Annotated in this window: 30 protein-coding genes and 1 pseudogene; 12 read left to right on the forward strand and 19 right to left on the reverse strand. The window is 44.2% G+C overall.

Going from position 1 to position 26,912, the window contains the following annotated elements:
• Positions 1-98: 98 nt before the first annotated feature.
• From ABN702_RS16480 to ABN702_RS16505, 6 genes are all read right to left on the reverse strand, one after another.
• A complete protein-coding gene (locus ABN702_RS16480) occupies positions 99-806 on the reverse strand; it encodes a M48 family metallopeptidase (RefSeq protein ID WP_417897858.1) in 708 nt (235 codons plus the stop codon).
• A gap of 161 nt (positions 807-967) precedes the next feature.
• Positions 968-2,377, reverse strand: coding sequence for a 23S rRNA (uracil(1939)-C(5))-methyltransferase RlmD (gene rlmD, locus ABN702_RS16485; RefSeq protein ID WP_417897859.1), 1,410 nt, complete (start codon positions 2,375-2,377; stop codon positions 968-970).
• Complete coding sequence (locus tag ABN702_RS16490; protein WP_417897860.1) at positions 2,374-3,255, reverse strand: DNA-3-methyladenine glycosylase family protein; 882 nt, start codon at positions 3,253-3,255, stop codon at positions 2,374-2,376. The genes rlmD and ABN702_RS16490 overlap by 4 nt, the downstream gene beginning before the upstream one ends.
• A 129-nt stretch (positions 3,256-3,384) precedes the next feature.
• A complete protein-coding gene (gene pdaA / locus ABN702_RS16495; protein WP_417897861.1) occupies positions 3,385-4,197 on the reverse strand; it encodes a delta-lactam-biosynthetic de-N-acetylase in 813 nt (270 codons plus the stop codon).
• 84 nt (positions 4,198-4,281) lie between these two features.
• Positions 4,282-4,455 carry a hypothetical protein gene (locus ABN702_RS16500; protein ID WP_417897862.1) on the reverse strand — a complete coding sequence of 58 codons (174 nt, stop codon included), beginning with the start codon at positions 4,453-4,455 and terminating at the stop codon, positions 4,282-4,284.
• An 81-nt stretch (positions 4,456-4,536) separates the two neighbouring features.
• Positions 4,537-4,677 carry a hypothetical protein gene (locus ABN702_RS16505; RefSeq protein ID WP_417897863.1) on the reverse strand — a complete coding sequence of 47 codons (141 nt, stop codon included), beginning with the start codon at positions 4,675-4,677 and terminating at the stop codon, positions 4,537-4,539.
• Between the two features lie 104 nt (positions 4,678-4,781).
• Between ABN702_RS16505 and ABN702_RS16510 the strand changes: the two genes are divergently transcribed.
• Positions 4,782-5,615, forward strand: coding sequence for an undecaprenyl-diphosphate phosphatase (locus tag ABN702_RS16510; protein WP_417897864.1), 834 nt, complete (start codon positions 4,782-4,784; stop codon positions 5,613-5,615).
• 45 nt (positions 5,616-5,660) lie between these two features.
• Here ABN702_RS16510 and ABN702_RS16515 read toward each other — a convergent pair whose 3' ends face one another.
• Positions 5,661-6,140, reverse strand: coding sequence for a hypothetical protein (locus ABN702_RS16515; RefSeq protein WP_417897865.1), 480 nt, complete (start codon positions 6,138-6,140; stop codon positions 5,661-5,663).
• Between the two features lie 183 nt (positions 6,141-6,323).
• Here ABN702_RS16515 and ABN702_RS16520 point away from each other — a divergent pair, with 183 nt between their 5' ends.
• Together ABN702_RS16520 and ABN702_RS16525 are read left to right on the forward strand one after the other, a co-directional pair.
• Positions 6,324-6,578, forward strand: a complete 255-nt coding sequence (locus ABN702_RS16520) for a hypothetical protein (protein WP_417897866.1) — start codon at positions 6,324-6,326, stop codon at positions 6,576-6,578.
• 18 nt (positions 6,579-6,596) lie between these two features.
• A complete protein-coding gene (locus ABN702_RS16525; protein ID WP_417897867.1) occupies positions 6,597-6,752 on the forward strand; it encodes a hypothetical protein in 156 nt (51 codons plus the stop codon).
• Positions 6,753-6,843: 91 nt separating this feature from the next.
• Here ABN702_RS16525 and ABN702_RS16530 read toward each other — a convergent pair whose 3' ends face one another.
• From ABN702_RS16530 to ABN702_RS16550, 5 genes are all read right to left on the reverse strand, one after another.
• Complete coding sequence (locus ABN702_RS16530) at positions 6,844-8,385, reverse strand: fumarate hydratase (RefSeq protein ID WP_417897868.1); 1,542 nt, start codon at positions 8,383-8,385, stop codon at positions 6,844-6,846.
• Positions 8,386-8,682: 297 nt separating this feature from the next.
• Positions 8,683-9,144, reverse strand: coding sequence for a hypothetical protein (locus ABN702_RS16535; RefSeq protein WP_417897869.1), 462 nt, complete (start codon positions 9,142-9,144; stop codon positions 8,683-8,685).
• 4 nt (positions 9,145-9,148) lie between these two features.
• Entirely contained in the window at positions 9,149-9,937 is a 789-nt protein-coding gene (locus tag ABN702_RS16540; RefSeq protein WP_417900941.1) for a hypothetical protein, read from the reverse strand.
• Between the two features lie 157 nt (positions 9,938-10,094).
• Positions 10,095-10,448, reverse strand: a complete 354-nt coding sequence (locus ABN702_RS16545; protein ID WP_417897870.1) for a small nuclear ribonucleoprotein — start codon at positions 10,446-10,448, stop codon at positions 10,095-10,097.
• A 147-nt stretch (positions 10,449-10,595) separates the two neighbouring features.
• Positions 10,596-10,778: an SE1561 family protein gene (locus ABN702_RS16550; RefSeq protein ID WP_204415028.1), complete on the reverse strand. Its 183-nt coding sequence runs from the start codon at positions 10,776-10,778 to the stop codon at positions 10,596-10,598.
• Between the two features lie 150 nt (positions 10,779-10,928).
• Here ABN702_RS16550 and yfkAB point away from each other — a divergent pair, with 150 nt between their 5' ends.
• Together yfkAB and ABN702_RS16560 are read left to right on the forward strand one after the other, a co-directional pair.
• On the forward strand, positions 10,929-12,053 hold the full coding sequence (gene yfkAB, locus ABN702_RS16555; RefSeq protein ID WP_417897871.1) for a radical SAM/CxCxxxxC motif protein YfkAB: 1,125 nt from the start codon (positions 10,929-10,931) through the stop codon (positions 12,051-12,053).
• A gap of 106 nt (positions 12,054-12,159) precedes the next feature.
• Complete coding sequence (locus tag ABN702_RS16560; protein ID WP_417897872.1) at positions 12,160-12,648, forward strand: hypothetical protein; 489 nt, start codon at positions 12,160-12,162, stop codon at positions 12,646-12,648.
• 35 nt (positions 12,649-12,683) lie between these two features.
• On the opposite strand, the gene ABN702_RS16565 is transcribed toward ABN702_RS16560, so the two are convergent.
• From ABN702_RS16565 to cax, 4 genes are all read right to left on the reverse strand, one after another.
• The gene (locus ABN702_RS16565; protein ID WP_417897873.1) at positions 12,684-13,067 is read right to left on the reverse strand and encodes a hypothetical protein; all 384 of its coding nucleotides are present in this window, start codon (positions 13,065-13,067) and stop codon (positions 12,684-12,686) included.
• Positions 13,068-13,265: 198 nt separating this feature from the next.
• Complete coding sequence (locus ABN702_RS16570) at positions 13,266-14,075, reverse strand: YfkD family protein (RefSeq protein ID WP_417897874.1); 810 nt, start codon at positions 14,073-14,075, stop codon at positions 13,266-13,268.
• A 351-nt stretch (positions 14,076-14,426) separates the two neighbouring features.
• Complete coding sequence (locus ABN702_RS16575) at positions 14,427-15,035, reverse strand: YczE/YyaS/YitT family protein (protein ID WP_417897875.1); 609 nt, start codon at positions 15,033-15,035, stop codon at positions 14,427-14,429.
• Between the two features lie 328 nt (positions 15,036-15,363).
• Positions 15,364-16,422: a calcium/proton exchanger gene (gene cax, locus ABN702_RS16580; RefSeq protein WP_417897876.1), complete on the reverse strand. Its 1,059-nt coding sequence runs from the start codon at positions 16,420-16,422 to the stop codon at positions 15,364-15,366.
• Between the two features lie 147 nt (positions 16,423-16,569).
• Between cax and ABN702_RS16585 the strand changes: the two genes are divergently transcribed.
• Together ABN702_RS16585 and ABN702_RS16590 are read left to right on the forward strand one after the other, a co-directional pair.
• Positions 16,570-16,989 carry a pyridoxamine 5'-phosphate oxidase family protein gene (locus tag ABN702_RS16585; RefSeq protein ID WP_417897877.1) on the forward strand — a complete coding sequence of 140 codons (420 nt, stop codon included), beginning with the start codon at positions 16,570-16,572 and terminating at the stop codon, positions 16,987-16,989.
• Between the two features lie 262 nt (positions 16,990-17,251).
• The gene (locus ABN702_RS16590; protein WP_417897878.1) at positions 17,252-17,707 is read left to right on the forward strand and encodes a GNAT family N-acetyltransferase; all 456 of its coding nucleotides are present in this window, start codon (positions 17,252-17,254) and stop codon (positions 17,705-17,707) included.
• Between the two features lie 87 nt (positions 17,708-17,794).
• Here the strand turns inward: ABN702_RS16590 and ABN702_RS16595 are convergent, their stop codons facing one another.
• The 3 genes from ABN702_RS16595 to ABN702_RS16605 are packed head-to-tail and all read right to left on the reverse strand — an operon-like array spanning position 17,795 to position 20,663.
• The gene (locus ABN702_RS16595; RefSeq protein ID WP_417897879.1) at positions 17,795-18,502 is read right to left on the reverse strand and encodes a LutC/YkgG family protein; all 708 of its coding nucleotides are present in this window, start codon (positions 18,500-18,502) and stop codon (positions 17,795-17,797) included.
• Positions 18,483-19,928, reverse strand: a complete 1,446-nt coding sequence (locus tag ABN702_RS16600; RefSeq protein WP_417897880.1) for a LutB/LldF family L-lactate oxidation iron-sulfur protein — start codon at positions 19,926-19,928, stop codon at positions 18,483-18,485. The genes ABN702_RS16595 and ABN702_RS16600 overlap by 20 nt, the downstream gene beginning before the upstream one ends.
• 18 nt (positions 19,929-19,946) lie before the next feature.
• Positions 19,947-20,663 (reverse strand): (Fe-S)-binding protein, encoded by a 717-nt coding sequence (locus ABN702_RS16605; protein WP_417897881.1) that lies wholly within the window; start codon positions 20,661-20,663, stop codon positions 19,947-19,949.
• Between the two features lie 163 nt (positions 20,664-20,826).
• Here ABN702_RS16605 and ABN702_RS16610 point away from each other — a divergent pair, with 163 nt between their 5' ends.
• From ABN702_RS16610 to ABN702_RS16630, 5 genes and pseudogenes are all read left to right on the forward strand, one after another.
• Positions 20,827-21,927, forward strand: coding sequence for a CdaR family transcriptional regulator (locus tag ABN702_RS16610; RefSeq protein WP_417897882.1), 1,101 nt, complete (start codon positions 20,827-20,829; stop codon positions 21,925-21,927).
• Between the two features lie 102 nt (positions 21,928-22,029).
• Positions 22,030-23,442, forward strand: coding sequence for a glycolate oxidase subunit GlcD (gene glcD, locus ABN702_RS16615; RefSeq protein WP_417897883.1), 1,413 nt, complete (start codon positions 22,030-22,032; stop codon positions 23,440-23,442).
• Positions 23,439-24,772, forward strand: a pseudogene (locus ABN702_RS16620) ((Fe-S)-binding protein). The gene glcD and the pseudogene ABN702_RS16620 overlap by 4 nt, the downstream one beginning before the upstream one ends.
• Positions 24,773-24,999: 227 nt before the next feature.
• Positions 25,000-25,890: an SEC-C metal-binding domain-containing protein gene (locus ABN702_RS16625; RefSeq protein ID WP_417897884.1), complete on the forward strand. Its 891-nt coding sequence runs from the start codon at positions 25,000-25,002 to the stop codon at positions 25,888-25,890.
• A 14-nt stretch (positions 25,891-25,904) separates the two neighbouring features.
• The gene (locus ABN702_RS16630; protein WP_417897885.1) at positions 25,905-26,825 is read left to right on the forward strand and encodes a nuclease-related domain-containing protein; all 921 of its coding nucleotides are present in this window, start codon (positions 25,905-25,907) and stop codon (positions 26,823-26,825) included.
• The last annotated feature ends 87 nt before the right edge of the window (positions 26,826-26,912 follow it).

The following is a 26,912-nucleotide window of genomic DNA, read 5'->3' on the forward strand; positions in this document are numbered from 1 at the left end:
CGTTTGGATGATAACAGAAAACTGTCCAATCGCTTTCACACCTATTCCTTTACCTTCGAGACAGTCTGATAAAGACAAGGTTTCATTTAAGATGACTTCTACACTGTCATTTTCCAGTTTGAAAGCGCCAACCATCTTTCTTTATCCTTATAGTCCGGCATAATTTTCCCAACAAGACGCCAAAATGAGCGGTCATGATTTAGATGGACCATATGACACATTTCATGAACAACTACGTAGTCAAGCACTTCACGTGGTGCCATTGCCAGTCTCCAATTAAATGTCAATCGAAGGTTTGAATCACAGGTTCCCCACGTTGTTTGACTATCCGTAATCCGTAAAGAACGTGGTTTCTTTTTAAAATGACGTTGATAGGAGGCTATACTCTCTTCTACTAAAGCTTTGGTTTGCTGGTAATAGAAGCGTTTCAATGATTGTTTCAGCATTTCTTCATCGAACTGCTTTGCGTAGATATGAAAGATGTTCTCTTCAAACACAACATGGTCTTGCTTAATCGTTCGATCTTGGATAATGTTAATCGGATACGTGTTTCCTAAATAAAGAAAATGCTCATCATTTTCATACACCTTTTCTTTGGGCCCGTCCATCCGAGCCTTCACTTCTTGAACTTTTTGCACAATAGCAACCCAATTTTCCTCTAACAGCCGAATCACCTGTTCATCCGGTGTTTTTTTCGGTACCGACACTTCAAGATCGCCATAACTATCTATAGAGATCCCGATAGAAGTTCGATTTTTATACTTGATTTCAAAACGTATCGTCTCACCTAAATAGGTATGTATCATGTCATCACCTGTTGAATTCTTTATTACGATTATCCGCTGTATTTAATCGCTTGTTATTTTAAGAAGTTTTAGCAAATGTTTCTTTGTTTTTATTATCCATTGTAGCCTTCTATTTAAAAAAGTTCCTGTCATCTAAGATAACAGGAACGAGGTTGCAGAGTCTATTTTAATTTTAGCATTGTTACGGTTTCCACGTGCGAAGTCTGCGGAAACATATCCACAGGCTGGATCCATTCCACTTTATACTTTTTGCTGACATACTGGATATCCTTTGCAAGTGTGGATGGATTACAGGAAACGTACACAAATCGCTTCGGCTCCACTTGGAGAACGGTCTGCAGGAATTTCTCATCACAGCCTGTTCGTGGCGGATCGACCACGATCGTATCAGGCTTCCATCCCTCTTTCACCCATTTCGGGAGCCATTTTTCGGCTTTGCCTGTGACATATTGCATGTTGTCGTAGCCGTGTTTGGCTGCGTTCTTTTTCGCATCCTCGATGGATTCTGGGATGACGTCCATGCCTCGGACTTCTCCCGCTCCATCCGCCAGCCAAAGTCCAATTGTACCTACACCACAGTAGGCATCGACGACTTTTTCTTTGCCTGTCAGTTCTGCAGCTTTTTTCACTTCATCATACAGCTTGACCGTCTGTACCGGATTCAGCTGGAAAAAGGCGCGTGCGCTAAGTTCAAAGCTAATATCTCCAAGTGTTTCTTGAATGACCTTTTCGCCACTCAGGTAAATGGTTTCCTCCCCAAAGATAAGCGATGTCTTTTGCCCGTTCACATTTTGCAGGATGCTTTTCACTTTTGGCAGACGCTTCTGAATTTCATCCACAATCAGCTGTTTTCTCGGCAGTTTTTCCTGGGAGGTTATCAACACTACCTGTATCTCCCCTGTGGAGAAGCCGACTCTTGTCATGATGGTGCGAACAGTTCCTTGGCGGTTCTTTTCGTTATACACAGAGATGTTGAAATCCTGCAGAATCTGCTTTATCGTGTTCGTCACTTCGATGGTCGAACGATGCTGCACAAGACATTCGTTAATATTGATCAGCTTATGTGAATTCTCGCTATAAAGACCAGCGATGATTTTCCCTTTTTGCATACCGAGCTGGAATTGGCTCTTATTGCGGTAATACCAAGGGTCGTCCATGCCGATTGTCGGCTTGATCTCAAGCTTTGTCACATCAAGCTTTGTATGGCGCTCCAGTGACTGAATCACAATATCACGCTTATATTCCAGCTGCTGTTCATATTGCAGATGCTGAAGCTGACAGCCGCCGCATTGCTCATAGACGTGGCATGGCGGGGTGGTCCGATGCGGCGACTTTATACGGATTTTCTTGATTTTCGCTTCGGCAAATTTGTGTTTGACGTTGGTGACCTCGGCCACAACTTCCTCGTCTGGCAAGGCGCCAGGGACGAAAACGACCTGCTTTTTGAAGTAGCCGACTCCCTCGCCGTTTATTCCTAAGCGCTTAATGGTCAAAGGGAATGTCTGCCCTACTGTCATGGTCACCTGTGATTGGGATGGTGCCGGTTTTCTTGATTTATAATCTGGTTTCATTTTACTAACTCCTCATGCTGCGGTTCGATGCTTCTCCATAGGTAAAGAGATGCGTAGCTTAAGTACGGCTCCCACTCCTTGCTCCATTCCTGCATCTGGAGAATGGTCGGCTTCTCGTCGAGCCCTTTTAGTTTTTTCAAGGCATTCTGTATGCCAATATCTGCGATCGGGAAAAGGTTTGGACGTCCGAGTCCGAACAATAGCAGGTTCTGGACAGTCCAAGGTCCAATGCCTCTGATTTTGACGAGCTCTTTTAGGATTTCTTCATCCGATTTTTGATAAAGATTGTACAAAGGCAACTCACCCTCTGCAATCAGCCTGGATGTATCAATGATGTATTCCGCTTTGCGACGGCTCATTTTAAGCGCGGTAATGTCTTCATAATCAAGCTTTGCCACATCCTCTGGTTTTGGATAAAACCAGACTCCATCAACCTCGAAACCGAAGGAATGAACAAAACGCTGTGTCAAGGTATGGGCAAATTTCATGTTCACCTGCTGATGGATGATGCATTTCATCAGGCAGTGATACAAATCGAAATCCAATACAAGCGGGGTTCCTTTATGTTCCTTGAAAATATCCGACAGGACGGTCGAAGAAAAATGGTCGCTGACTGGCTTCAGGGACTTGTCCCATTGAAAGATTTCTTTTAGCTTGTCGATTTCCTTTTCCGAAAAATCTGAGCTGCTAGTGAGTTCGAATTCCGGATGGTCCGTTGTGCCGGTTGCTTTCACCTTTATGACGATCGGTGTTTCTTCTCTATACAATGGCACTCGAACAGATCTTTCCGCATAATCAATCACCATCAATGGATCAATCGATAAGCGCTGAAGCACTCTGTCAAACTGATATGGACCTTCGATACTAATTTTCACCATTCTCTCCGCCCGCCTTCCTTTTCAATCCTTTCCCAATTATAACGGCTTTCTGGTTGCTTGCCAAACGAGTAGGATCCGGCATGTTTGGGGAGGGTAAAAAGGAAAAGCCCTCTGAGCGAAGTCAAAGAGCTAGTTAGCCGGCAATAATAGCATCGGATCCGGGATATTCTTTTGAGCAGCCGCATAATCCAGGCTTTTGAATTCATATCCCTGCTTTCGAAGGTCGTCTATCACTTTGGCCAGTGCTTCTGCGTTATCACTTGATACAGTATGCAAAAGAATGATCGCACCGGGGTGGATCTGCGCCATGATGTTATCGTAAGAGTATTTCCAGCCTTTCTGCTGATCGGTTTTCCAATCAACAAATGCCACGGACCAGAAAACATGCTGATAGCCAAGCTTATTGGCAAGCACTAAAGTCCGTTCACTGAACGTTCCCCGTGGCGGCCGCAGATACGACATATTGTCGAGTCCGGTAATGCTCTTATATTCCTCGCGAATCATTTCCAGTTCCTTTTTGAAGCGTACATCATTGACTTTTGTAAGATCCGGGTGGTGCCAGGAATGGTTCCCGACAATATGCCCTTCCTTGACCATACGTTTAATAAGGTCCGGTTGATCTTTCAGGTAATATCCTGTTACAAAAAATGCAGCAGGTACCTTTTTTTCTTTCAGTACATCCAGAACCTGCGAGGTATAGCCGTTTTCATAACCATTATCGAATGTAAGGAAAATCTCCTTTTTCGTGGTATCCCCCAAATAAAAAGCATCATTTTCTTTCAGTAGGTCATTCAGCTGCTTTCCGGCATCCGCCGGCAGATGGTCACGGCTTTTCTTGAATCCCCAATGCAGGGTCGTATGAGAATAATCAGAAGCGATACACACTTCTGGAATTAAAAATAGTGCTATTGCAGTCATGACGATAAGAACTTTTGTCCACATTTCTTTTCCTCCTTTCCTAGTGAAACTATTGTAGGTATAGGTTTCGTTTGGAATGAAGGAATGATACTCTGTATTGTTTTCCAATTAGATTGATTTTATTGCTTTTATAAAAACAGGTCCCATCATGACTCCCAGACATAGTCCGATGACTGTGCCAAGTAACTGACTTTCAAAAATTGGAGTAAAAACTGTCAGTCCGATTGTGACCCCGATAATGATGGATAAGAGGTACATCCCTGCATCTTTTTTGTTTTTCATTGTTTTTCCCCTTTCGGTCGATTGTTACTTGTTATTACGGACCAATAGGGAAAACGTTTCAAATTTTTCCATTTTAGGATTTCATCGCTTTTTCTTATCCTTCAAAAACTCGATTTCCTCCTCCAAGCTGTTCATCCTTTTCTCCAGCTTTCGTTTTGTGGTTTCCGCCTCATAAAATGCTCCAGCTGCAACCGCAAATGCGAACCATGCCATTAAGCTCATGTTATTTCCCCATCTCTATATTATATTTATTTTCTAACTGAGCGAATTGTTATATGATAGTACAGTTAAAGTATACTTGATTCATGTTATAAGGAGATAATAAAATGGATTTTTTAACCATAATAAAAGCGGTAATTCTCGGAATTGTAGAAGGCTTGACCGAATTCGCCCCTGTTTCATCCACTGGACACATGATCATCGTTGACGATATGTGGCTGCAATCGGAGCAGTTTTTAACCAAATACGTAGCCAACACCTTTAAAATTGTCATTCAACTCGGTTCAATTTTAGCGGTAGTCGTGGTATTCAGAGAAAGGTTCTATGACTTGCTTGGACTGAAAAAATTGGACAATAAGAAAACTGCTGATGGTAAAAAGGGATTGAAGCTGACCCACGTTATTGTAGGCTTAATTCCTGCAGGGGTGCTTGGTGTCCTTTTTGAGGATTATATAGATGAATACCTATTTTCACTTGAAACCGTCCTGATCGGGCTTGTGGTCGGGGCTTTCCTCATGATTGCAGCAGACCTTTTCGGATCGAAGGAACTTAAAACTGAAAGCATTGACCAGATTACGTACAAGCAGGCGCTTTCAGTCGGGCTCATCCAGTGCTTATCACTATGGCCAGGCTTTTCCCGCTCTGGTTCGACCATTTCAGGTGGCGTGCTGCTAGGCATGAGCCACCGTGCTGCAGCAGACTTCACCTTCATCATGGCCGTGCCGATCATGGCAGGTGCAAGCTTCCTGTCCTTATTGAAAAACTGGCAGTATTTCTCGATCGAGGCTTTGCCATTTTTTGCGGCAGGATTTATCAGTGCTTTTATTTTCGCACTGGTATCCATCCGCTTCTTCTTGAAGCTGATCAACAAGATCAAGCTGATGCCATTTGCGATCTACCGGATTGTGTTGGCGACGGTTATCTATTTCTTGTATTTCTAAGCATCAGAAAAGGCATCGCCTCAGTGGTGATGCCTTTTTGTGCTTTTATAAAAATTCGTCCTGAGATTCTACGGACTCTTCCGGTGCATCGAAACCATGCTTACCAAAGTGACGCCCTTTTCCCATTAGCTTGATTCCAAGCTCTTCAAGCTTTGCTTTCGCTTCCTCTTTCGTGATTTCTCCTGCTTCGACCTGCGCTTTTATGGCTTCCAGTTCTGCCTTCATTTCTTCATCAAGTGGCAGGTGCTTGCCTCGATGATGACGCGGCTTGATTCCATGCTCCTCCAACTGCGCCTTTGCTTCTTCCTCTGTGATTTCTCCAGATTTGACCTGTGCCTTAATAGCTTTTATCTTAGCCTTTGTTTCTTCATCCAACTCGCCTTTACAATTTGTTTCATTTACAACTACGGTCTGCTCCGTTTCCTCTGTTCCCGAATCGGCTGTTGCGGCATATGTGGCAGTTGGAAGGACGACTGCAATGGCAAGGGCACCTAGGATAAATTTTGATGAAAAGAGTTTTAGCATCTTTATTCAACCTCCAATTGACTTAGTGATCTTACACTTCCGATTTTAGGGAGGTTGTGTGTCGGGAGAATGTCGGACAAGGTTTTCAAAAAATTCTTTTGAGGTGATTTTACCAGTTAAAAGGAATATGTCATTCTTTAGCGAATACTTGGAAGAATCGTTTTGATGTCAGGAGGAAATCATTTGTTCTTATTTTACTTAGGGAGCTGCATATTTGCAGGAATACTGATTCTGTTAGTACATAAAAAGGAACTGCCTTCACTCAATTATTTGTTTTTAAGAGGAATGTTCATCGGATTGGTTTGTTTTCTGTTCACGAATGCTTATGCGGCCCATTACAATCATTTCATTGAGTTCAACCTGCTTCATTGGGCCGGTTTGATTGCCGTTTCGGTCTTTGTAAGCTATTTTGTGAGCAGAATTTCGATGTGGACGTAGGGAAGGAAAGGATTTGTCATGGGATGGGGTCGCATTTGGTCTGTTGGCAGAGTTAATCTATCCACTTTTGGTGTTAATCTATCCGGTTCCGGCATTTATCTATCCACTTTTCCAAATTATTTAGCGACTTCAGGCATTAATCTATCCAAAATACCACCTAATCTATCCACTTAACAAATAGTGGATAAACCGCCAACCAGCAGGCCACTCCTCCACAAATTAAAAAAGCAACCCAGCCCAAAGCCAGGTTGCTCACAATCTAATCTTAGTTAAAAACGCGATCCTTGAATTGAGCCAGCTTTTCCAATGAGGACTTCTCCACATCGGCATGCAGGCTGTTTCCGTGTGAATCCATCGTTACAACCGCTGTAAAGCCTTCCACACGCAGGTGCCACATTGCTTCAGGAATACCGAATTCCATCAGGTCAACACCGTCGACACCCTTGATACAGTCCGCATAGTATTGGGCCGCTCCACCGATTGCATTCAGGTAAACGCCGCCGTGCTCCTCCAGTGCTTTCAAGGTTTTTGCACCCATACCGCCTTTGCCCATTACTGCACGGATACCGAAGCGCTTCATGATATCGCCCTGGTAAGGCTCTTCGCGGATGGAAGTAGTCGGCCCTGCAGCTTTCACTTCCCAGTTTCCTTCCGCATCCTTCAGCATAACCGGACCACAGTGGTAGATGATCTGGCCATCAAGATCAACCGGTGAATCGTTGTCGGACAGGTATTTATGGATGGCGTCACGGCCAGTGAACATGCGGCCATTGATACGTACCACGTCCCCAACCTTCAATGAACGAATCTTCTCTTCTGTTATCGGTGCTTCCAATACGATTTCAGGAGAATCAGAAGTCGCTGCAACCTCTTCCTGCTGTGCCAGTTCCTTTGAAAAATCGATCATTTCGCCCTCTTGGTACATCCATTCCATCAAGTCACCGGATTCAGCGTTTAATTTTACACCAAGGCGACGGTAAGCCCAGCAATTGTACGCTACAGATACGAAGAAGCTCGCCGGGATGCGGTTTGCCACTCCCACCTTACAGCCAAGCAATGTCGTTTCGCCGCCAAATCCCATTGTACCGATCCCAAGCTTGTTGGCATTTTCCATCACGTATTCTTCAAGCTCTTTCAATTCCGCAATCGTATTTTCATCATCCAAACTGCGGAATAATTGTTCCTTCGCAAGCTCATAGCCGGATGTTCTGTCGCCACCGATCCCAACACCGATGACTCCGGCGCTACAGCCTTGTCCTTGTGCCTGGTACACAGAATGCATCACACATTTGCGGATACCATCGAGGTCGCGGCCCGCACGGCCAAGCCCTTCAAGTTCACATGGCAAGCTGTATTGGATATTCTTGTTCTCACAGCCGCCACCTTTTAAAATAAGGCGCGCATCAATGTAATCCTTTTCCCACTGCTCGAACTTGATGACAGGCGTTCCCAAACCAAGGTTATCCCCGCTGTTTGCACCAGTCAAGGAATCCACCGAGTTCGGACGCAGCTTGCCGTCCTTTGTTGCCTGCGCAATCGCTGTATAGATCGCTTCTTTAATTTCCAGCTGGTTCACTCCAACCGGCGTTTTTATTTTAAAAGTAGGAAGTCCTGTGTCCTGACAGATCGGGGACACATTCTCATCCGCCATTGTGATATTTTCAGTAATCGTCGCAAGGGACATCGCCGCTCTCGTCCCGGCACTCTCACTAAGCTTCGCCTTCGCAATCGCACGACGTACATCTTTCGGAAGCTTTGTGGAAGTTTCCACAATCAGCTGATACATACTTTCAAATAATTTCTCCATCTCTTAATCCCTCTCCTATCCCCTATTTGAAAAGCTATTATCTAAAATACGAAATTATCTACTCTTTTTCACAATAATTATTATACTGCTTCTCTGGAAGTTGATAAAGGGATTTGTAATCGATTGCAAGATTGTAAATCTAACATTTCGATCACTATATGCAAAAGTTTTGTCGCATGTATCTATACAGCGGGGATTACTATCGCTTAGGTAAAGCAGGCAAAAGAAAACAATTAACAAAAAAAGTGCAACTCCATTAGGATTTGCACTTTTGGGTTACCCTTTATAATTATCCCATTATTTCACTACTTTTGCTACGCCCATCGCCAAATGCTCCCAGAGTATTTCTTCCACTAAATCCGCTTTCGATTCATCGCAATTAATAATGACTATTACTTCAGTGCATTTACCTTTCAAGAGATTTCTATCTTTTTTAACGACTTTGATGATAAATAACTTGATAGCTAAACCAAGAACAAAACCACTAAAACCCGCTATCAGCCCCCAAAATATGGGCCCCCAGTAGAGGATGAATCCTACACTTGCTCCAATGACGGAAAATGCGGTGGCAAGTGCCATTGCCAAATCAATAAGGGAGATACCATCTGATCTATGGAGTGTGTCGAGTATTTTCCGTTCTTCTTTCCTGTTATCAAGCGGAACGGCAAATATATCTTCTCTCTTTATCCCCTTTTTTTCTAATAAGGAAATCGCCAATTCCAAATAGCCTGAGTCTTCAAAGCTTGAAAATATTTGCATCTCATCACTCCACTTTTTTTCCTTTCAGGATGGTAAAACTCGGTTTTTGATAGTTTCTTTTCAAATAGTTCCTTTGTTCAAATTCGAATAGTTTATTATTCTCAACCGTGTTCACATAGGCATCATACGCGGCAAACCCATAGATGGATGGAAAGAAAAGCAGCCATTCTGCATCCAAAACAGCTGTGGCTTGCTGAATCTTTCCTAGGAACAACAATGATACGGCTTCGAGAAGATGCGAATAATAGAAAAAGACGACACACCAGATGATGACGAACAACGCGGTGACGATTCTATGTATATATAATTGGCCCAATCCAGGCATAAACATTGACCATAAAACAGAGTTGATAGGTTTTCTTTTATCCAAATAGTTAATTTCCATGGCTCCCATGCTAAACGAATTAATCGGATGATTTTCCCGCTCCGCCAAAAGGTAGACCTTATTCAAATCAACTGTAGTACGATAGCTATCCCAAATGGCAAATAGATAGACAGGGATGTAGATGAGCAGCCACCTAGTGTCCAGCACGTCTTTAGCCATCTCATATTTCCCTTGAAAGGAGTAGATCATGGCTACATTTACTTTTGCCTGAATATTAATGACAACTTCCCATATAAATAGCACAAATCCACGTAGATATTTTGAAAGCAGCAGATGTCCAAAACCAGGGAAAGCCATTGACCACCATGCAATAATATAAGGGTTCCTCAAATGAAATTGCGTGGTTCCAAAAATACTGACATGAGCAAGATAACGTCTTGCGGTATTGGAATTAGTGTAGTTGTCCATGTTTTCACTCATACCCCTGACATATCTAGATAGATTTAGTTTTATCCTTCCCTAAAAGGGTCGTAGTATGTCAGATAGGTTCCGCATTCTAAAAAAGTGCAGTCCCTGATGGCCTGCACTTTTTATAAAATTACATTATTTACTTTTTAAAAATTTCTCAATAATATGGATAGTAAGGATACTGATAATAAGGATAGGGCGAAATATAAGGTAATAGTGCTAAGGCTGCAATCGTAGCAATCGGAAAAGTACGACGTCTAAATCGTCGGAACCTTCTTCTAGGACGGATATAACCACCATATTGTCGGGAGTCCGATACATTTCCACTTTCTTGCTCCATTACATCCTCACCAACAAGCACGCTGACACTATCTCTATCTACATCCTCAATGATACCATCCATTGTACTTCCATCTGCCATAGTCAAAGAGACCAGGTAATACCTATGTTTTCTGCACTTTTCATATAAATTCCGAAAGTGGTTTTCATAATCATAGTTTTCTGCATTCAAGATTCACTTCCTCTCCTTTCAACAACATGATATTCACCCAGGAGAGGAGCGTTACTTTTTACTTAGTGTCCCTAAGAAGTAATATAAAAAAGAACCTGGAGAAGGCCTCCAAGTTCTTTTCTCTTCATATTTCTGACCGGTAATCTCTTACCAATCTTTTTTAAACTGATTATATTTGCCTTCCAAATCATCCAGCATCTGAATCAAGCGATCGATGTCCTCTAAATCTGTTGATTCCGGATCAAGGGAGTCTACTACCTCCAAGAACATATTCAAACGGTTTTTCAGGTAATCTACTTGGGAATCCTTATTCTCTGTTGCTTTACCCATTATTTCCTCACCTTTCCTTATTTCCTCAAAGTTTTGCTTCTATCGTACCGTACTCCATGCATACATTCAACCAAATATGATTTTCCCAAGCTCTCCGCCCCGAAATCGTGATACAATGTAGGGTAGGTTTTTATGGAAAGAGGAGTATAGATGAAAACAACAACTTTAATGCCCATTACGCCTTCCTATGACCCATGGGAAGCTTATTTAGATGTAAAAGAGTACGGCCAGATGGACCTTACTAATGTGGAATTCACCACAACCACCCTCTGCAACATGCGGTGCGAGCACTGTGCAGTCGGATATACACTTCAGCCAAAGGATCCGCAGGCTCTTCCTTTGGACTTGCTTTTGCAGCGCTTGGAGGAGATTCCTCGTCTGCGGTCGATCAGCATCACAGGCGGCGAGCCGATGATGTCGTTGAAATCGGTCAATGAGTATGTGGTTCCATTACTTAAGTATGCCCATGAACGAGGCGTTCGTACACAGATCAATTCGAATTTGACGCTGGATTTGGCACGATATGAAAAGATCATTCCATATTTGGACGTACTGCATATTTCTCATAACTGGGGAACGATGGACGATTTCGTCGAGGGCGGCTTTGCCATGATGGAACGGAAGCCGACCTATGCGCAGCGTGCGAAGTATTTTGAAAAGATGATTGAGAACTCGAAGGCAATTACGAAGGCAGGAGTGATTGTGTCGGCAGAAACGATGCTGAACAAGCGCACCCTTCCTCACATCGAGCATATCCATAAGCAGATTGTAGAGGAGATGAACTGCCAGAGACATGAGGTGCACCCTATGTACCCTAGTGATTTCGCCAGCGGCATGGAGGTGCTGACCCTGGATGAAATGCGATCTGCCATCCACCGCCTTCTGGATATGCGCCATGAGGATGTGTGGATGCTGTTTGGTACGCTTCCATTCTATCCTTGCAGCGACAACCCGGAGGACCTTGCTTTATTGAAGCGGGTGTATGCGGCAAAGAACGTTACCGTGCGAAATGACCCGGATGGCCGTTCCCGTCTGAATGTGAACATCTTTAACGGCGACATCATTGTGACAGACTTTGGCGACACGCCACCGCTTGGCAATATCCAGACCACAGATCTTCCTGCTGCCTATGCAAAATGGAAGGATACGTCGATTGCAAAAGAATTGGACTGCCATTGTCAGGCTGTCGCGTGCCTTGGGCCGAATATTCTTGTGAAAAACGCCTATTATCCAAAGACGGATTTTACAGTCCGAGAAACGAAGATAACAAAATAGACAGATAAAACTTGGGGATATTCCCCAAGTTTTTGTTGATGTATAGGAAATTTAGTCCAGGAGAAAACTAGTGGAATAAGATTTGGCATCCTTAAGGTGGGATTGTATGCTAAACAAGATTGTTCTCTGGGTAATACTTATTGCTCCATGGTTCACCTTATTTTTTTTGAAAAAAGAAGAGATTAAACGCTATATGCCTGCTGCAATTTTCGCATCATTCCTTATGACCATTTATAACAATTTCGCTTATAATCAAGCTCATTGGGAACTTAAAGTGTCGATCATCCCCTCTTTAGACCCGCTTTTTGTTTCTGGTGTTTTTGGAGCCTTCCCTGTTATCACACTATGGGTATTTCATTTTACATACGGAAGATTTGGCGCTTATCTGTTAACCAATATTGTTATTGATTTCATGTTTGCGGTCTTTCCTATTCATTATGTGTTTCAAGAAATTTTAGGAATATACAAACTGATGAACATCTCTGCGTTGGAACGTTTTTTTCTTTTCGTATTTTTCTCTGTTGTGCTATACGGATTTTACAAATGGCAGGAAGGGATATTTAGGCCGAATGTCAGGCCTAGCCAAAATAAGTAGGAGCCTGGAGTGGATAATTGCTCAAGGCTCCTTTTTTAATTGGATGTTACTTGTGCTTCGTAATAAGCTTTCGGATCACTGATCCCGTTTTCTATGTAGAACTTGGCCGTCGTTTTGATTTCTTCTATGTAGTCTTCTTCTGTCATATTGTCCGTTAAATGCGTGAGCTCCTTGATGCTACCATTTACTTTGACTGTGTCAGCTGCCACATCCACGTACACAAGCATATAGACCTTCCCATGATAGGAGACCCTTCCTGTAACTTGTCTATTTTCCAGGTCAATTCGAAGGTATTCTGTATGAATTCCCGTTGATTTATATATTGTCCGTCCTACACTTGATTTCACATTTCGCTTGGCCAGCCAATACAGCCCCACAGCAAGTAAAATCAATAAAAAATAGATATAAGGCACCCCCACCTTGTTTCCACCTACTCCCTGAAAAAACTAACACTACTAGTTATTTCGGCATAAATCCATTTAGGTGAACATACCTACTCGTTTTTTAGAACAAATTTTAGGAGCCTGACCCCCGCCACATTAAAGCAATAACGCAATATGGGCCTGACCCCCACCGCATTAAAGCACTAACGCAGTGGGGGTCAGGCCCCTTTTTAATTATCGTGGACGATCAGACGCTGCAAAGATGAAGGAAACGTGATCCTGCACTGGGATCCATGCGCCAATTCCTTGGGATGTGACGTTTTTGACGACGATTTTCATTTCTTTGCCTTTGAGCACGAGGTACACTTCTCCGTATGTGATTTTTCCTTTTTCGTTCACTGCCGGAGAGAAGGCATATAGGTATCCGAGCTTTTTGACCGGAATGTTGTAGATCTGATCCTTTTTCGTTCCTGCACCGACGATGGTCTGGAAGGATAACGGAAGCTTCGTTTTTTGCATCGCTTTTAGCATCATCATCTGCTTCACTTCTTCAGAGCTTGTAACCTTTGAGGTCAGTCCGCCTTTTACATTTTTCTGCGCTTCCTGGCGGTAGTAGATCTGCTGTGGCATATTTCCACCACGGTTATCGGCATAGTTGGTGTTGATTTTCTGGTATTCCCAGTTCACATTCGTCTCATTGGATTCATAATACAGCGGCCATTGTCCGAGATAGATGGTCGCACGATAGCCGATTGCAACCGGAGATGGGTTGATGCTGGACTCGTTCATAATCTTGATCAAGTTCGGGTTTTCAATTTTTACATTGGAAGAATCAATTAGTTCTTGCGTCAGCTCACTTGGCTGCAGATACGGCACATCTTCGGCAGGGTTCGGATACGTATTGTCCTTTGAAATATCCAAAACGGAATTCGGTACCACGATCGCCTTATCATCTGTTTTCCCTTTCGTCGCTTGTTGTGCATGTGCACCAGTTACAAGGCCGAAAGAAAGTACCAGGATGAAAAGTAGTTGAAGGATTCGCATGCTGTAATACCCCTTTCATTCACTAAAATAATCTTTGTACTGTTATCATTTTCGAACCCTTTTGAGATTATCCACGCTTGGGGATATTTTTTAGAAAAAGAGGGGGAATTTCACATTTTAGTGTCTTAATTTAGTGGGGCCCTTTGATGTTATATACTTTTTGGAACTTAATTTTATGGATATCTTCACTCAACTCGGGTTTATTCTCACGCAACTCCTGTATATCTTCACGTAGAGCTTTATTATTCTCCCGTAACTCGCACCTATTCTCACATAACTCTTCATTATCCTCACGCTTCCAATTTCAGCTCCAAGGTTCTCCCAAGTAAAAAACAAAAAACACGAAAGCCCTCAGCTCTCGTGTCTCAGTTTTTTATACACTCTTTCCACACTTGGGAAGAACACTTGAATCATCGGTCCGATGCCGAACGTGATGATTAGCGTTCCAATTCCAATTGGCCCTTTGAAAATAAAAGCAAAAATCAAAGCTAATATCTCCCCAAGTGTTTTTGCCGTCATCAGTTTGATGTGGAAGCGTTCCTGCAGGGATACCATCAGATTATCGATAGGTACCAGCGGAAATTTGGCCTGCAGATAGATGGCAATCCCTATAGATAGTGCCACAACCCCACCCAATAACGTGATGAAGCGAACCACCGTATTTACCGGTAGCCATGCCTCCAGCAAAAAGAGAAGCACAAAGTCGATGAATGTTCCGACTAGAAATATCGTGATGACCGCCAAGTAATCAGGTCTCTTCTTACCAAGAAAGGCGTTCACGATGATCAGAATGATTCCGACGATAAATACCCAGCTTCCTACTGTCAATCCGATTGTCTGGGATAAACCAACGTTCAGAGCATCCCAGGCTCCCGCTCCAAGATTCGATTTTATGGTTAAGCTTACACCAAAGGATAAGATGAATAATCCAATTAAATAAAATAATACCCGAATAATCAAAACAATTTCTCCTTCATAATAAAACTTGTCCTTGCTCTTACCATTGTAATCCAAGAACTCTTTAAATATGAAAAAGAAAAAAAGATAAAATAAATCAGAATATTTACAAGATTCGGCTTATATAGTATACTAACCCTATAATGAAGGAGGGAATAAAAGCCCCTACAACCAAGAGTGAAGGAGGGATCTCCCCCTACTTACAAAGCTTTTCATTCCTTAGTTTATTATGTTTTACCTCCTAAAATGCGTACTTAGAATGTTCTTGTTTGTCCTACATTTTTAAGACTCTGTGCAGAGCCTACCAGCACAGAGTCTTTTTTTGTCCCTTCTACAAAAAGAAGAATCCAATCCCCATAATCAAGTACGCTGCAAGAATGGTTGCTCCCTCGAACCAGTTGGTTTCTCCATCGTTCGAGATGACGATGGCCAACAATACTGCCGTGACCATGGCAATAAGCTCAGGTAAGGTGAAAACCAATGGCATCTGCGTTGGGAAAAATATCGATACCAATACGAGAACCGGTGCGACAAACATCGCAATTTGCAAGGTCGATCCCACTGCAATTTCGACCGCGATGTCCATCTTATTTTTATAGGCCATGATGATGGCTGATGCATGCTCTGCTGCATTACCGACAATGGCTACGACGATGACCCCGATGAACAACTCGGACCAGCCGAACGCTTCTCCCACCTCTTCAAACGTATGAACAAGGCTTTCCGATACATACGCAACCGCTAGCGTAGCAAGAAGCAGGATCAGAATTGCCTTTCCTTTGCTCCATTCCGCCACTTCCTCATCGTGACCCGCCCCTTCTGCATGGTCACTCTGATAAACCCCTCGATGGGTAACGAGTTTAAAGAACAGGGCCGCCAAGTACAGGAGAATCAATATTACTGATATGCCCACACTGAAGGTGAACGTATCCCTTGCCCCCATCTCCTGTGCAAAAACCTCCGGAATAACAAACGCTACCAGTACAGCAAAAACAAGCAGCCCGGAATTATGCCGTGCATCAAACACGTTAAATTTCTGCCTTTTAAATTTCAATCCCCCAACAAAAAAGGATAAACCCATTACCAAAAGGAGGTTTCCCAGAACAGACCCTGTCAGGGAAGCGAGAACAACTGTAATCAATCCTGCTTTTAAGGCGAAAAAGGCAATAATCAGTTCCACTGCATTTCCGAAAGTAGCATTGATGAGTCCGCCGATCCTCGGACCGGTATGGATGGCGATGCTTTCTGTGGCACGCCCCATATATCCTGCCAAGGCCACGATTGTCAAACTGAAGATGATAAACATCATGACGACAGGCCAGTGCAGGAAATTACCAAGAATACTTAAAGGCAATCCCACTGCAATCATAAGTAAAAATATCTTATACAAGATCTCACCCTCTTTTTCTTTTCAGATTCTAATAATATACCCACCTTCCTACTTTTATTGCCTGATTCCAAATACATTCTTGATTAAAAAATAAAAAAATATGACACATTAACCATGAAACGACGAATGAGAAAGGTGAGATACAACATGAGTGAAGCCTTGAAAAATAAACTATCGAGAATGTTCAGTAACCATAAAGTAGGTACCTTGGCAACCATCAGGGGGAATCGTCCATATTCCCGTTTTATGATCTTTTTCCATGAGGACCTGACCCTCTACACCGCGACCAATCAGCACACACATAAAATCGAGGACATCAAAGCCAATCCCCATGTGCATATACTGCTCGGGATGGAAAACACTAGCTGGAATGAGCCGTATGCGGAAATCGAGGCGGAGGCAACGCTGGAAGAAAGTCAGGAGCTGAAAAACAAGTTCTGGGACGATAAGCTTTCCGAATGGATCAAAAGCCCCGATGATCCGGAGTATCTATTGCTGAAACTCTCCCCTTCAGCGATTCGTTATTATGAGAAGGCTGGCAGTGAGGCGGAGGTTTGGACGGATTGAGTACCTGCTGTCCGTGAAGTCATACCCTTTTGAATTTGAAGAACCCTTAATTTAAGTGATTATTTTAAATTAAAGGAATTTACAAGAAAATTATTGTATTATTAAATAGTGCCTCTAATTCAATATGAATTAGAGGCATAAATCGTTGTAGAAGGCGTTCATTATGTCAAACATACGAATTTTCATTATTGATGATTACAAGGGGATAGCGCCTAAATAACACTATTGTTATGCGTTTCCCCGAATTTAAAAGGGGAAAATTATGAGTATGAAGAATGTAAAAATTGTAGAATTAAATGCAGATAACTGGTATGAATGTTGTGAATTAGAGGTATCAACAGAACAAAAAGAATACATGGTTCCAAATGCTGTATCCATTGCTCAATCTAAGTTTGAACCTACATTAAAACCATTTGCCATATACTTCGAGGATAAAGCAGTCGGTTTTTTAATGTACAATTCTGTTCAAGAAGAACTTGATGGTTATTGGGTGTATAGAATAATGGTGGATAAAAAATTCCAAGGCAGGGGTATCGGAAAAGCGGCGACTGATTTAATGATTTCAGAGATGGCTAAACTACCACATGCACAAAAAATTGTTGTAGGTTATCATCCTGATAATTTTGGCGCACATAAATTATATTCAAGTCTGGGATTTATTGATAATGGTGATAGGTTCGGTAAGGAAATGGCAGTTATTAAATATCTTAACTATTGATGTACCACTGATGGCAGTATACGACGACAAAGAGGACCATTTTCTTGGTCCTCTTTTTTACTTGGAACGGAGTGATGTAACCCATTCCTACTTATCCCCCACCACAATATAGGTAGCCTTAATCGGCCCATGCACCCCGACCACCAGATTCATCTCAATATCAGCCGAGTTGCTCGGACCGCTAATGAAGTTGATGCAGCTTGGTATTTTTTCCCCCGCCACCACACGGGTATGAATGGCGTGGGCAGCCTGTGTGATCCGAGGGACAATCGTGCTTTTCGGAATAATGGCAATGTAGGTGGCCGGCAATAAGCTCACAGATCTGCCTTTTCCACCTCCACTGAAAAGGACCACTGTTCCGGATTCTGCGAGCGTCTGGTCGCTGAAGGTGATGCCGACATTGGAGCGTTCTGCCACGACAATGTTTTCTTCCCCGATTGCAGGGTCCCACACATGTACATTCATTCCATCAGAAGCCATTTCCTCCCTCAAGCCAAACTCCTCAAAACGCGGATCATCCCATGTGATGACCTGGCCGCCACCATATCCGTCTACGACCTGCCTCAATGTATCAGCCAGCAAAGCAGACGATGTTTCTACAAAATCGGTATGTATATGCGCACACTGCTTCTTCAGGACCTCGACGAGCTCATCCTGTGAGACGTCCTTCAAAACCTTCCACTGTGGCTGATGTTTCCACACCGGGCGCACCACACCTTCTTTTCGAACCGGCCTGCCAAGGCTCTTTGAGATGGTCGATAAAAAGGTGTCCCTGTTATGAATCGTTCCGTTCATTAGATTTCCCTCCTTTTTCACGCTCATCGAACCAGTCACGGAATCGTTTTTTGTCCGGTGCCGGGAATTCCCTGATTGCCGTCCAGCTTTTTAGGGGGCCTGGCCCCTTAGATATCGAAGCATCGACGGTAAAAGGATTCAGGGCGGACGGTGCCAGCTTGGAGCCGACCTTATACATGAGAGGTGAAGCTGCACCCAGGCCGAACGCTTTCATGGCAAGCTTTTCGGAAATGGGAGCACGCCCTTCCTTTTCAACTATTTTTTGTCGATGCTTGTGTAGCAGGTCATGAAGTGGTATTTTTACCGGACATGCTTCCGTACAGGCTGCACAAAGTGTCGAAGCATATGGCAGCTCCTTGTGGTCGTCATAGCCGTCCAGCAATGGTGTCAAGACCGCCCCGATCGGACCAGGATAGATGCTGCCGTAAGAATGACCGCCTATATGCCGGTAAACAGGACAAACGTTGATACAGGCCGCGCAGCGGATGCACTGCAGCACGGACTGGAATTCCGTACCGAGTATTTTCGATCTGCCGTTATCAATAATGACCAGGTGGAATTCTTCCGGTCCATCGACATCCCCTTCTTCCCGCGGTCCTGTTAAGGTCGTCACATAGCTCGTCAGCTTCTGTCCCACCGCACTGCGTGTCAGGAGACTGACCAAGACCTCAAGCTCCTCATAGGTTGGAACAAGTCTCTCCATTCCCATCACGGTAATCTGTGTTTTCGGCAGGGCTGTTACTAATCTCGCGTTTCCTTCATTGGTCACAAGACTGATAGAACCTGATTCCGCTACGGCAAAATTGCAGCCGGTGATTCCGATGTCTGCTGTGAGAAATTCCTTTCGCAGCATTTCACGGGCATGCAAGGCAAGTTCCTCCGGCTTTTCAGTCTTCTGGTAGGCTAGCTTTTCGCGGAAAACGTCCCTGATCTGCTGCTTGTTTTTGTGCAAGGCAGGCGCCACGATATGGGATGGCGGGTCATGGTCATCCACTTGCAGAATGTATTCCCCCAGGTCCGTTTCGATCACTTCACACCCGACCGCTACCAACGCTTCGTTCATCGATATCTCTTCAGTTACCATTGACTTGGACTTGACGACTTTTCGAGCGTTTTTACGCTTCGCCACGTCCTGGATATACTTGTTTGCCTCTTCGGCTGTTTTCGCGAAAAAGACATGCCCACCGCGTTTCGCCACATTTTCACTTAGTTCATGCAAATAATAATCGATATTATCGAGTACGTGCTGACGGATCTCTTCGCCGTGCGAACGCCACTCCTCCCAGTCGCCAAGATCGACGGTCGACTCTATCTTTCTCGTACGAAGCCGTTCCTGGGCACTTGCCACCGCGCCGCGCATGAACTGGTCGTCAATGCCTTTTTTCGTTCTGTCCTTAAACGATTCGTTTCCTATTTTCAATGGCATTTTTCTTCCCCTCCTCCCTTAACGACTATTTAACACTTCAGCAATATGCATCACTCTTACCTGCTTTTCGAGACGCTTTGAACGTCCGCCGATATTCATGAGGCAGCCGCAATCCGCTCCAATGAGATAATCCGCCTGCACTTCTTCAATATGGTGAACCTTTTCATCAACCATCTGCTCGGAGATATTGCCCATTTTCACGGAAAATGTCCCGCCGAATCCACAACAGTTATGGGCATTCGGCAGTGGCGTGAATTCCAATCCCTCGACCTTTGCGAGCAGCTTCATCGGCTCATCCTTTACACCCAGCAATCTCGTCATATGACAGCTTGTGTGATAGGTGGCACGGCCCGAAAGCTTTGCACCGACGTCCTCCACCTTCAACACCTGTACAAGGAACTGTGTGAACTCGTACGTTTTGGCAGCCAGCTTCTCGGCCTTCTCTTTCCAGACCGGGTCATCCTTGAAAACATGGGGATATTCCTTGAACATCACGGCACAGGATCCGGATGGGGTGACCACATAAGCTGACCTCTCGAATGTGCGGATCATCCTTTTCATGGCTTCCTTCGACTCTTTCACATAGCCGCTATTATAGGCAGGCTGCCCACAACAGATCTGCCCTTCTGGAAAATCCACCTCACAACCGTATCTCTCGAGCACCTCAACTGTTGCCTTTCCGACATTCGTCTGGAACATATCCACAAGGCATGTTGCGAATAAACTTACCTTCATCCCAAAAACTCCCCTCTATCAGAAAGCGTTTACTTTTATAGTAATCTTATCATGATAGCTGAAAAAAAGAAGATGAATCTCATCCTACATTTGGTATGCTAGAGAGGAATCTGTCCTTAGTGATAGGAGCATGATAGTTGAATATTAATAGGAGGAGAATCAAGTGCTTCGAACATCTCTTTCCAAAAAAATAATAAGGGAAATCAAGAGTTTTATAGAAGAAGACCTGATCATGGTCGATACATCCGGCACCATCATTGCAAGCACCGATCCTGCGAGAATCGGAAACTACCATGAGGGTGCATTTATCGCTGCTTCGCAAAAGGAAATGAAAATTATCAGCTCTTCAGATGAAGCGATGCTCGCAGGCGTGAAAGCCGGAATTACACTTCCCCTCTTTCACCAGCAAAAGGTTGTCGGAGTGATCGGCATTACGGGTACACCTGAAAAAGTATTGCCCTATGGAGAACTGATCAAAAAGATGACCGAGCTTCTTATCTCGGAAAACTACTATCAGGACCAGTTCGAATGGGAGGCAAGATCGCTTGAAACCTTTGTGTTTGATTGGCTGCTAAAGGACGGGCCATCTTCCGCTTTCCAAAAGCGGGCAGAGGTTCTCGGGGTCAATATGGAGGTAAGCCGACAGGTGGTTTTATTCGAATTTCAAGGTGACAGTACCATGCTGCAGCCGAAACGATGGAATTTCTCAGAACAGGATCTCGGCCTGAGTGACGACGATATCCTTGTTCAATGGGGGCATAACCGGATGATTCTTTTATTGGAAAAACGAAAAACTGCCATCCTGCCTTTATTGGAAAAAATGCGAATGATACTGGAAAAGCTCGCTGCTACATCAGTATTTATGGGAGCAGGAAAAGACAGCACCCTGTCATCAGTAAAGGAGTCCTATCTGGAAGCAGAAAGGGCCTTGGAAGTTTGCAATTTCGACAACCCCATTGTTCTGGAAGAGAACCTGCGCCTGGAAATGATCCTGCAATCCATCCCAACGTCCATCAAGAAGGAATTTTCTGAACGTATCCTCCATCAGGTCCTAGGGGAACAGGAACTGATGGAAACGATTCACGCCTACTTGGATAAGCACTCTTCCCTGAAAGAAACCGCCGCCGAATTGCATATTCATATCAACACGCTGCACTACAGGCTGAAAAAATTTGAAACGCTCACGAATTTGAACCTGAAGGAAGTACGCGATCTGAGCTCTTTGTATCTATCGCTTCTCTTTTTGGATGAATATACAAAATAAAACGAATGAAAACCCTTTTTCTTTGGATAAAAACACATAGAGAAAGGGTTCTTTTTTTTATATGATGAAAGAAAGATATGACCGATGAGGAGGTTGATTCAAATGATTTCAAAAAGCTTAAAAGATCAGTTCATTCAAATAGTCAGTGCGGACAACTACCGGGATAGTGCAGCAGAGAAGCTCGTGTATTCCTATGACGCCACGCCAAACTTCCAGTCGATGCCCGATGCAGTGATTGTACCCCGCAATGCGGAGGAAGTTTCCCAGATTGTGAAGCTATGCAATGAAAACCGCATTCCTTTAGTACCACGAGGCTCCGGAACAAATCTGTGCGCAGGGACCTGTCCGACAGAGGGTGGAATTGTTCTTCTTTTTACCCAGATGAACCAGATTCTCGAAATCGATGAGGAGAACCTGACGGTAACGGTCCAGCCAGGTGTGGTGACGCTCGATATGATTCATGCCGTGGAGGCAAAAGGTCTTTTCTATCCTCCTGACCCGAGCTCGATGAAAATCTCGACGATCGGCGGCAATATCAATGAAAACTCCGGCGGGCTTCGCGGCCTGAAGTACGGCGTCACACGTGATTATGTGCTGGCATTGGAGGCGGTTCTTCCTAACGGTGATATCATCCGGACCGGCGGGAAGCTTGCGAAGGATGTGGCAGGCTATGACCTGACCCGCCTTTTTGTAGGTTCAGAGGGAACTTTATGCGTGATAACGGAGGCAACCTTGAAGCTTGTGCCGATGCCGGAGACGAAAAAGACGATGCTTGCCTTGTATCAGGATATTGAAGCTGCGGCGAAGACCGTTTCGAAGATCATTTCGAACCAGATCATTCCGACAACACTCGAGTTCCTGGATCAGCCGACATTGGAAGTGGTCGAGGATTTTGCGAAAATCGGCTTGCCTACCGATGTAAAAGCGGTGCTGTTGATTGAACAGGACGGTCCATTGGAAGTCGTGGATCGGGACATGAAAAAGATCCAGGACATCTGTCTTCAGGAGCAGGCTGTATCCGTTCAGGTGGCAGAAACGGAAATCGAAGCGGAAGCATTGCGGACTGCCCGCCGCTCCGCCCTCTCCGCCCTTGCACGACTGAAGCCGACGACGATTTTGGAGGATGCGACGGTGCCTCGCTCCGAGATTGCAAAAATGGTTAAGGCGATCAATGAAATCGCCGTGCGCCACAACGTCAAGATCTGTACATTCGGCCATGCCGGAGACGGAAACCTCCATCCCACTGTGCCGACCGATGCAAGGGATCATGAGGAAATGGAGCGTGTCGAAGCGGCTTTTGAAGAAATCTTTGCAGCTGCCATCGACCTTGGCGGAACGATTACCGGAGAGCATGGAGTTGGCGTGATGAAGGCGCCATATCTCGAGTGGAAGCTTGGGGCGGAAGGAATTGCGGCAATGAAGCTTGTGAAGCAGGCCTTCGATCCGAACAACATCATGAACCCAGGCAAGGTATTTGCAAAAGAATCCCGCAAACGGGTGGTGATTTCCCGATGACGACAGCAAAAGAAAAACAGGTCATCCAGTCTGAGTTCCAGAAGCGCATGGATGAAGATGAGCTATTGAACTGCATGCGCTGCGGATTTTGCCTGCCATCGTGTCCCACCTATGTAGAATCCGGATTCAAAGAGTCCCTTTCCCCCGCGGACGGATTGCGTTAATGAAGGGTGTCGTCGATGGGCTGATCGAGCCTGATGAGGATGTCGAACGCACTCTCGACCTTTGCCTTGGCTGCCGCGCCTGTGAGCCTGTCTGTCCTTCCGGTGTCAAATACGGCCACCTCCTGGAAGAGGCGCGTGATATCATCAACCAGCACAAGAAGCATTCCCTTCCTGTCAGGGTGCTTCGGAAAACTTTTTTTAACGGCCTCTTCCCTCACCAGAACCGGATGCGCATGATGACTGGGATGCTTGGGATCTATCAGCGTTCCGGGGTCCAAAAGGTGGTGCAGAAATCCGGGATGATGAAGCTTTTCCCAGAGAGTATGGCAACGATGGAGCGAGTGCTTCCACAGGTTCCGAGCATGAAGAAAATGAAGGATCGTCCCTCTTTTCTGCCTTCGATTGTGGAAAAGAGAAAAAAGGTCGCCTTCTTTTCCGGCTGTCTGATGGACACGATGTTTTTGGACACCAATAATGCAACGATGAAGCTCCTACAGCATGCCGGCTGTGACATCGTCATTCCAGATAGTCAGGCTTGCTGCGGTGCCCTTCATGGTCATAGCGGCGAAAAGAGCGGCGCTAAGTCATTGGCAAAACGCAATATTGCCGCCTTTGAAGATTCTGAAGTCGATTACATCATCACCAACGCCGGGGGCTGCGGGGCGTTTCTCGTAGACTATGACCATCTGTTGAAGGATGACGCGGACTGGTATCCTCGCGCGGTGGCGTTTAAAGATAAAATCAAGGATATGTCCGCCATATTAGTAGAGTTGGAGTTTCATAAGAAAATGGATTTGCGAGTGCGCCCCCAAAAGGTGACGTATCAGGATTCCTGTCATTTGAAGAATGTACAGGGAACATTCCTGCAACCGCGGATGCTCCTTCAGGCTATCGACGGTGCAACGTTCATCGAGATGAAAGATGCCGACCGTTGCTGCGGATCCGCCGGTATCTACAATATCGTGGAATCGGAAATGTCGATGCAAATCCTTGACCACAAGATGGAAAAGGTGGCGGAAAGCCAGGCGACAACCATTGTGACCGCGAACCCCGGATGCCTGCTGCAGATGAAGCTTGGGATTGAGCGTGAGGGTCTTTCCGGTGTGATGAGGGCCGTGCATATTGCGGACTTTTTGCTGGAGGCGGTTGCGATGGAGAAGACGTAGTGCTCCAAGCCCGTAGAGTCTAGTTCTTAATCATTGAATTTTGGATAGTGGATTGCCCTCAAAAACGTCTTTTAATAGGTGTTTTCGGGGGTATTTTTTGTCTTTTTCCTATTAAAATATCATTTTGTCTATGTGACAAAAATCTGCTTGTTTTTTATAATCTTGTTACACTCCAAGAAATTCCTTCCCCTAGTAAAATATACAAGAGAAAGTTGGCTGATCATTTCATGTTAAACACACTACTTTGCCCCTGTGGCAGCGGAAAAACATTTATCTCCTGTTGTCGAAACTCTCCTAACGTCCGAGTCTTCAGCGCCCCGCTTGCCAATGAAAAAGAGCGGAAAGATTTCATTGAAAACGTGGAAATTGCATCAAAATTCAAAATGCCGATGCGCGGACATCTCCTCTTCTATGGGAAGGATCTGGTTGCATATGTAAAGGACTCCTCATCGATAAGTGACGACACATATAAATTCCTCCAGCCTTTTTCTTTTTTTCTATACCAAAAGAACGACCAGGGAAAATTAAACTCCTGGAAAGATTGCACATTTAGCTTCTGGGATGAATTGATTTCCACCTATTTCGTCCATTCTATCCGCCTATCGGCTCAACAAAATGAAGTGGGGACTCTCCTGCACGAGCTGAAGAAGTTTGCTGTCTGGCTCAAAAAACACCAAAAAGGCTCTTTTCTAAAAAAGATCCATTCACGCATCCATGCCTATGAAACAGATCTGAAGTTATGTGAGAAAGTAATTAATTCTCTCTATGAAAGCCATTGGGGAGATTTCCATGATAAAGACTGGGACTACAAACGTGCTGTTTACGAATCGGAAAACCGCCTGAATAGCTATTCCGTTACAGAAGAAGGCTTGTTTGAAGTCACTGGTGTCATGGGGAATTATACGGTTGCCAAGTGCTGTGAAACGGAGAAATATTATTACTTTAAAGGTCTTCCTGTAAAGCTCATTCAACCACATCTCCTGCTATCTGGCACAATAGGTAAACAATACAGCCAGGACACTTGGGACTGGATTTTCACTTCAGCTGTATATCCGCAAGAATCCAAATCGTACCTGCTTTCCTCTGTTACAGACCTTTACACTAGCACATTCGTTTAAAGAGGAGATGTCTTATGCTCATAAAACAGCGAAGCGAACCGCTCGAATTGACCATCTTAAAAACATTAAATGCCCGTTCGGTCTTGAATGCCACCGATTCCGCCAATTTCCACAATCTCGATAAAGGCTATCGTGGGGAAATCATGTTTGACGAGTATATGAAGGAAGTTTCAAATGAAAACAATCTAATTCTCAACGACCTACTATTGGAATATAAAAATACTATCTTTCAAATAGACTCCTTGTTTCAATTCTCTAACACTCTTCACCTTTTCGAAGTGAAAAACTTTGAAGGCGATTTTATCATCGATGACGAGAAATGGTATGCAATCGGAACCGGGCGAAAAGAAATAAAAAATCCTTTACTACAATTAAAAAGAACCGAATCCTTATTGCGACAACTACTTCAAGAACTCGGGTACCCCTTCCCCATAGAAGCCCATCTTGTCTTTATAAACCCGAATTTTCAGGCTTATCAGGCGCCAGCCGATCAACCTATCATTTTCCCATCACAGCTGAGTCGGTTTAGAGAAAAATTGAAAAGCAGATTTCCCGCTCTGAAGGCGTCACATAGGAAACTGGCGAAACAATTGCTTACACTTCATATGGAAGATAATCCATACAGTCGGATGCCGGAATACCAGTACGGAGGGTTGGAGAAAGGGATCATCTGTCCGACATGTCATACATTCTATGCTACTTTCAAAAAAACATATTTGCTTTGTCATGAATGCGGTGGTATTGAAGTTAATAAAACGGCCATAACTAGAAGCATTAAGGAACTGCGGTTACTTTTCCCTGAGGTGAAAATTACTACTAATCTAGTTCATGATTGGTGTAAGATCATAAAAGACAAAAAAACAATTAGAAAAACACTTTCAGAGCATTATATTAAGATGAATCATGGTAAAAGTTCATATTATGTAAACCCTTAATCCTGAATAATACTTGTTTCTGGCTTTTGAGACCACCATTTTCTTGTTTTTGCTTTATCGTGGTCTCAAGCGAGGCTTTTGAGACCA

It is taken from the genome of Bacillus haimaensis, assembly GCF_048270625.1.
In the GTDB taxonomy this organism is placed as follows: Bacteria; Bacillota; Bacilli; order Bacillales; family Bacillaceae_I; genus Sutcliffiella_A; species Sutcliffiella_A haimaensis.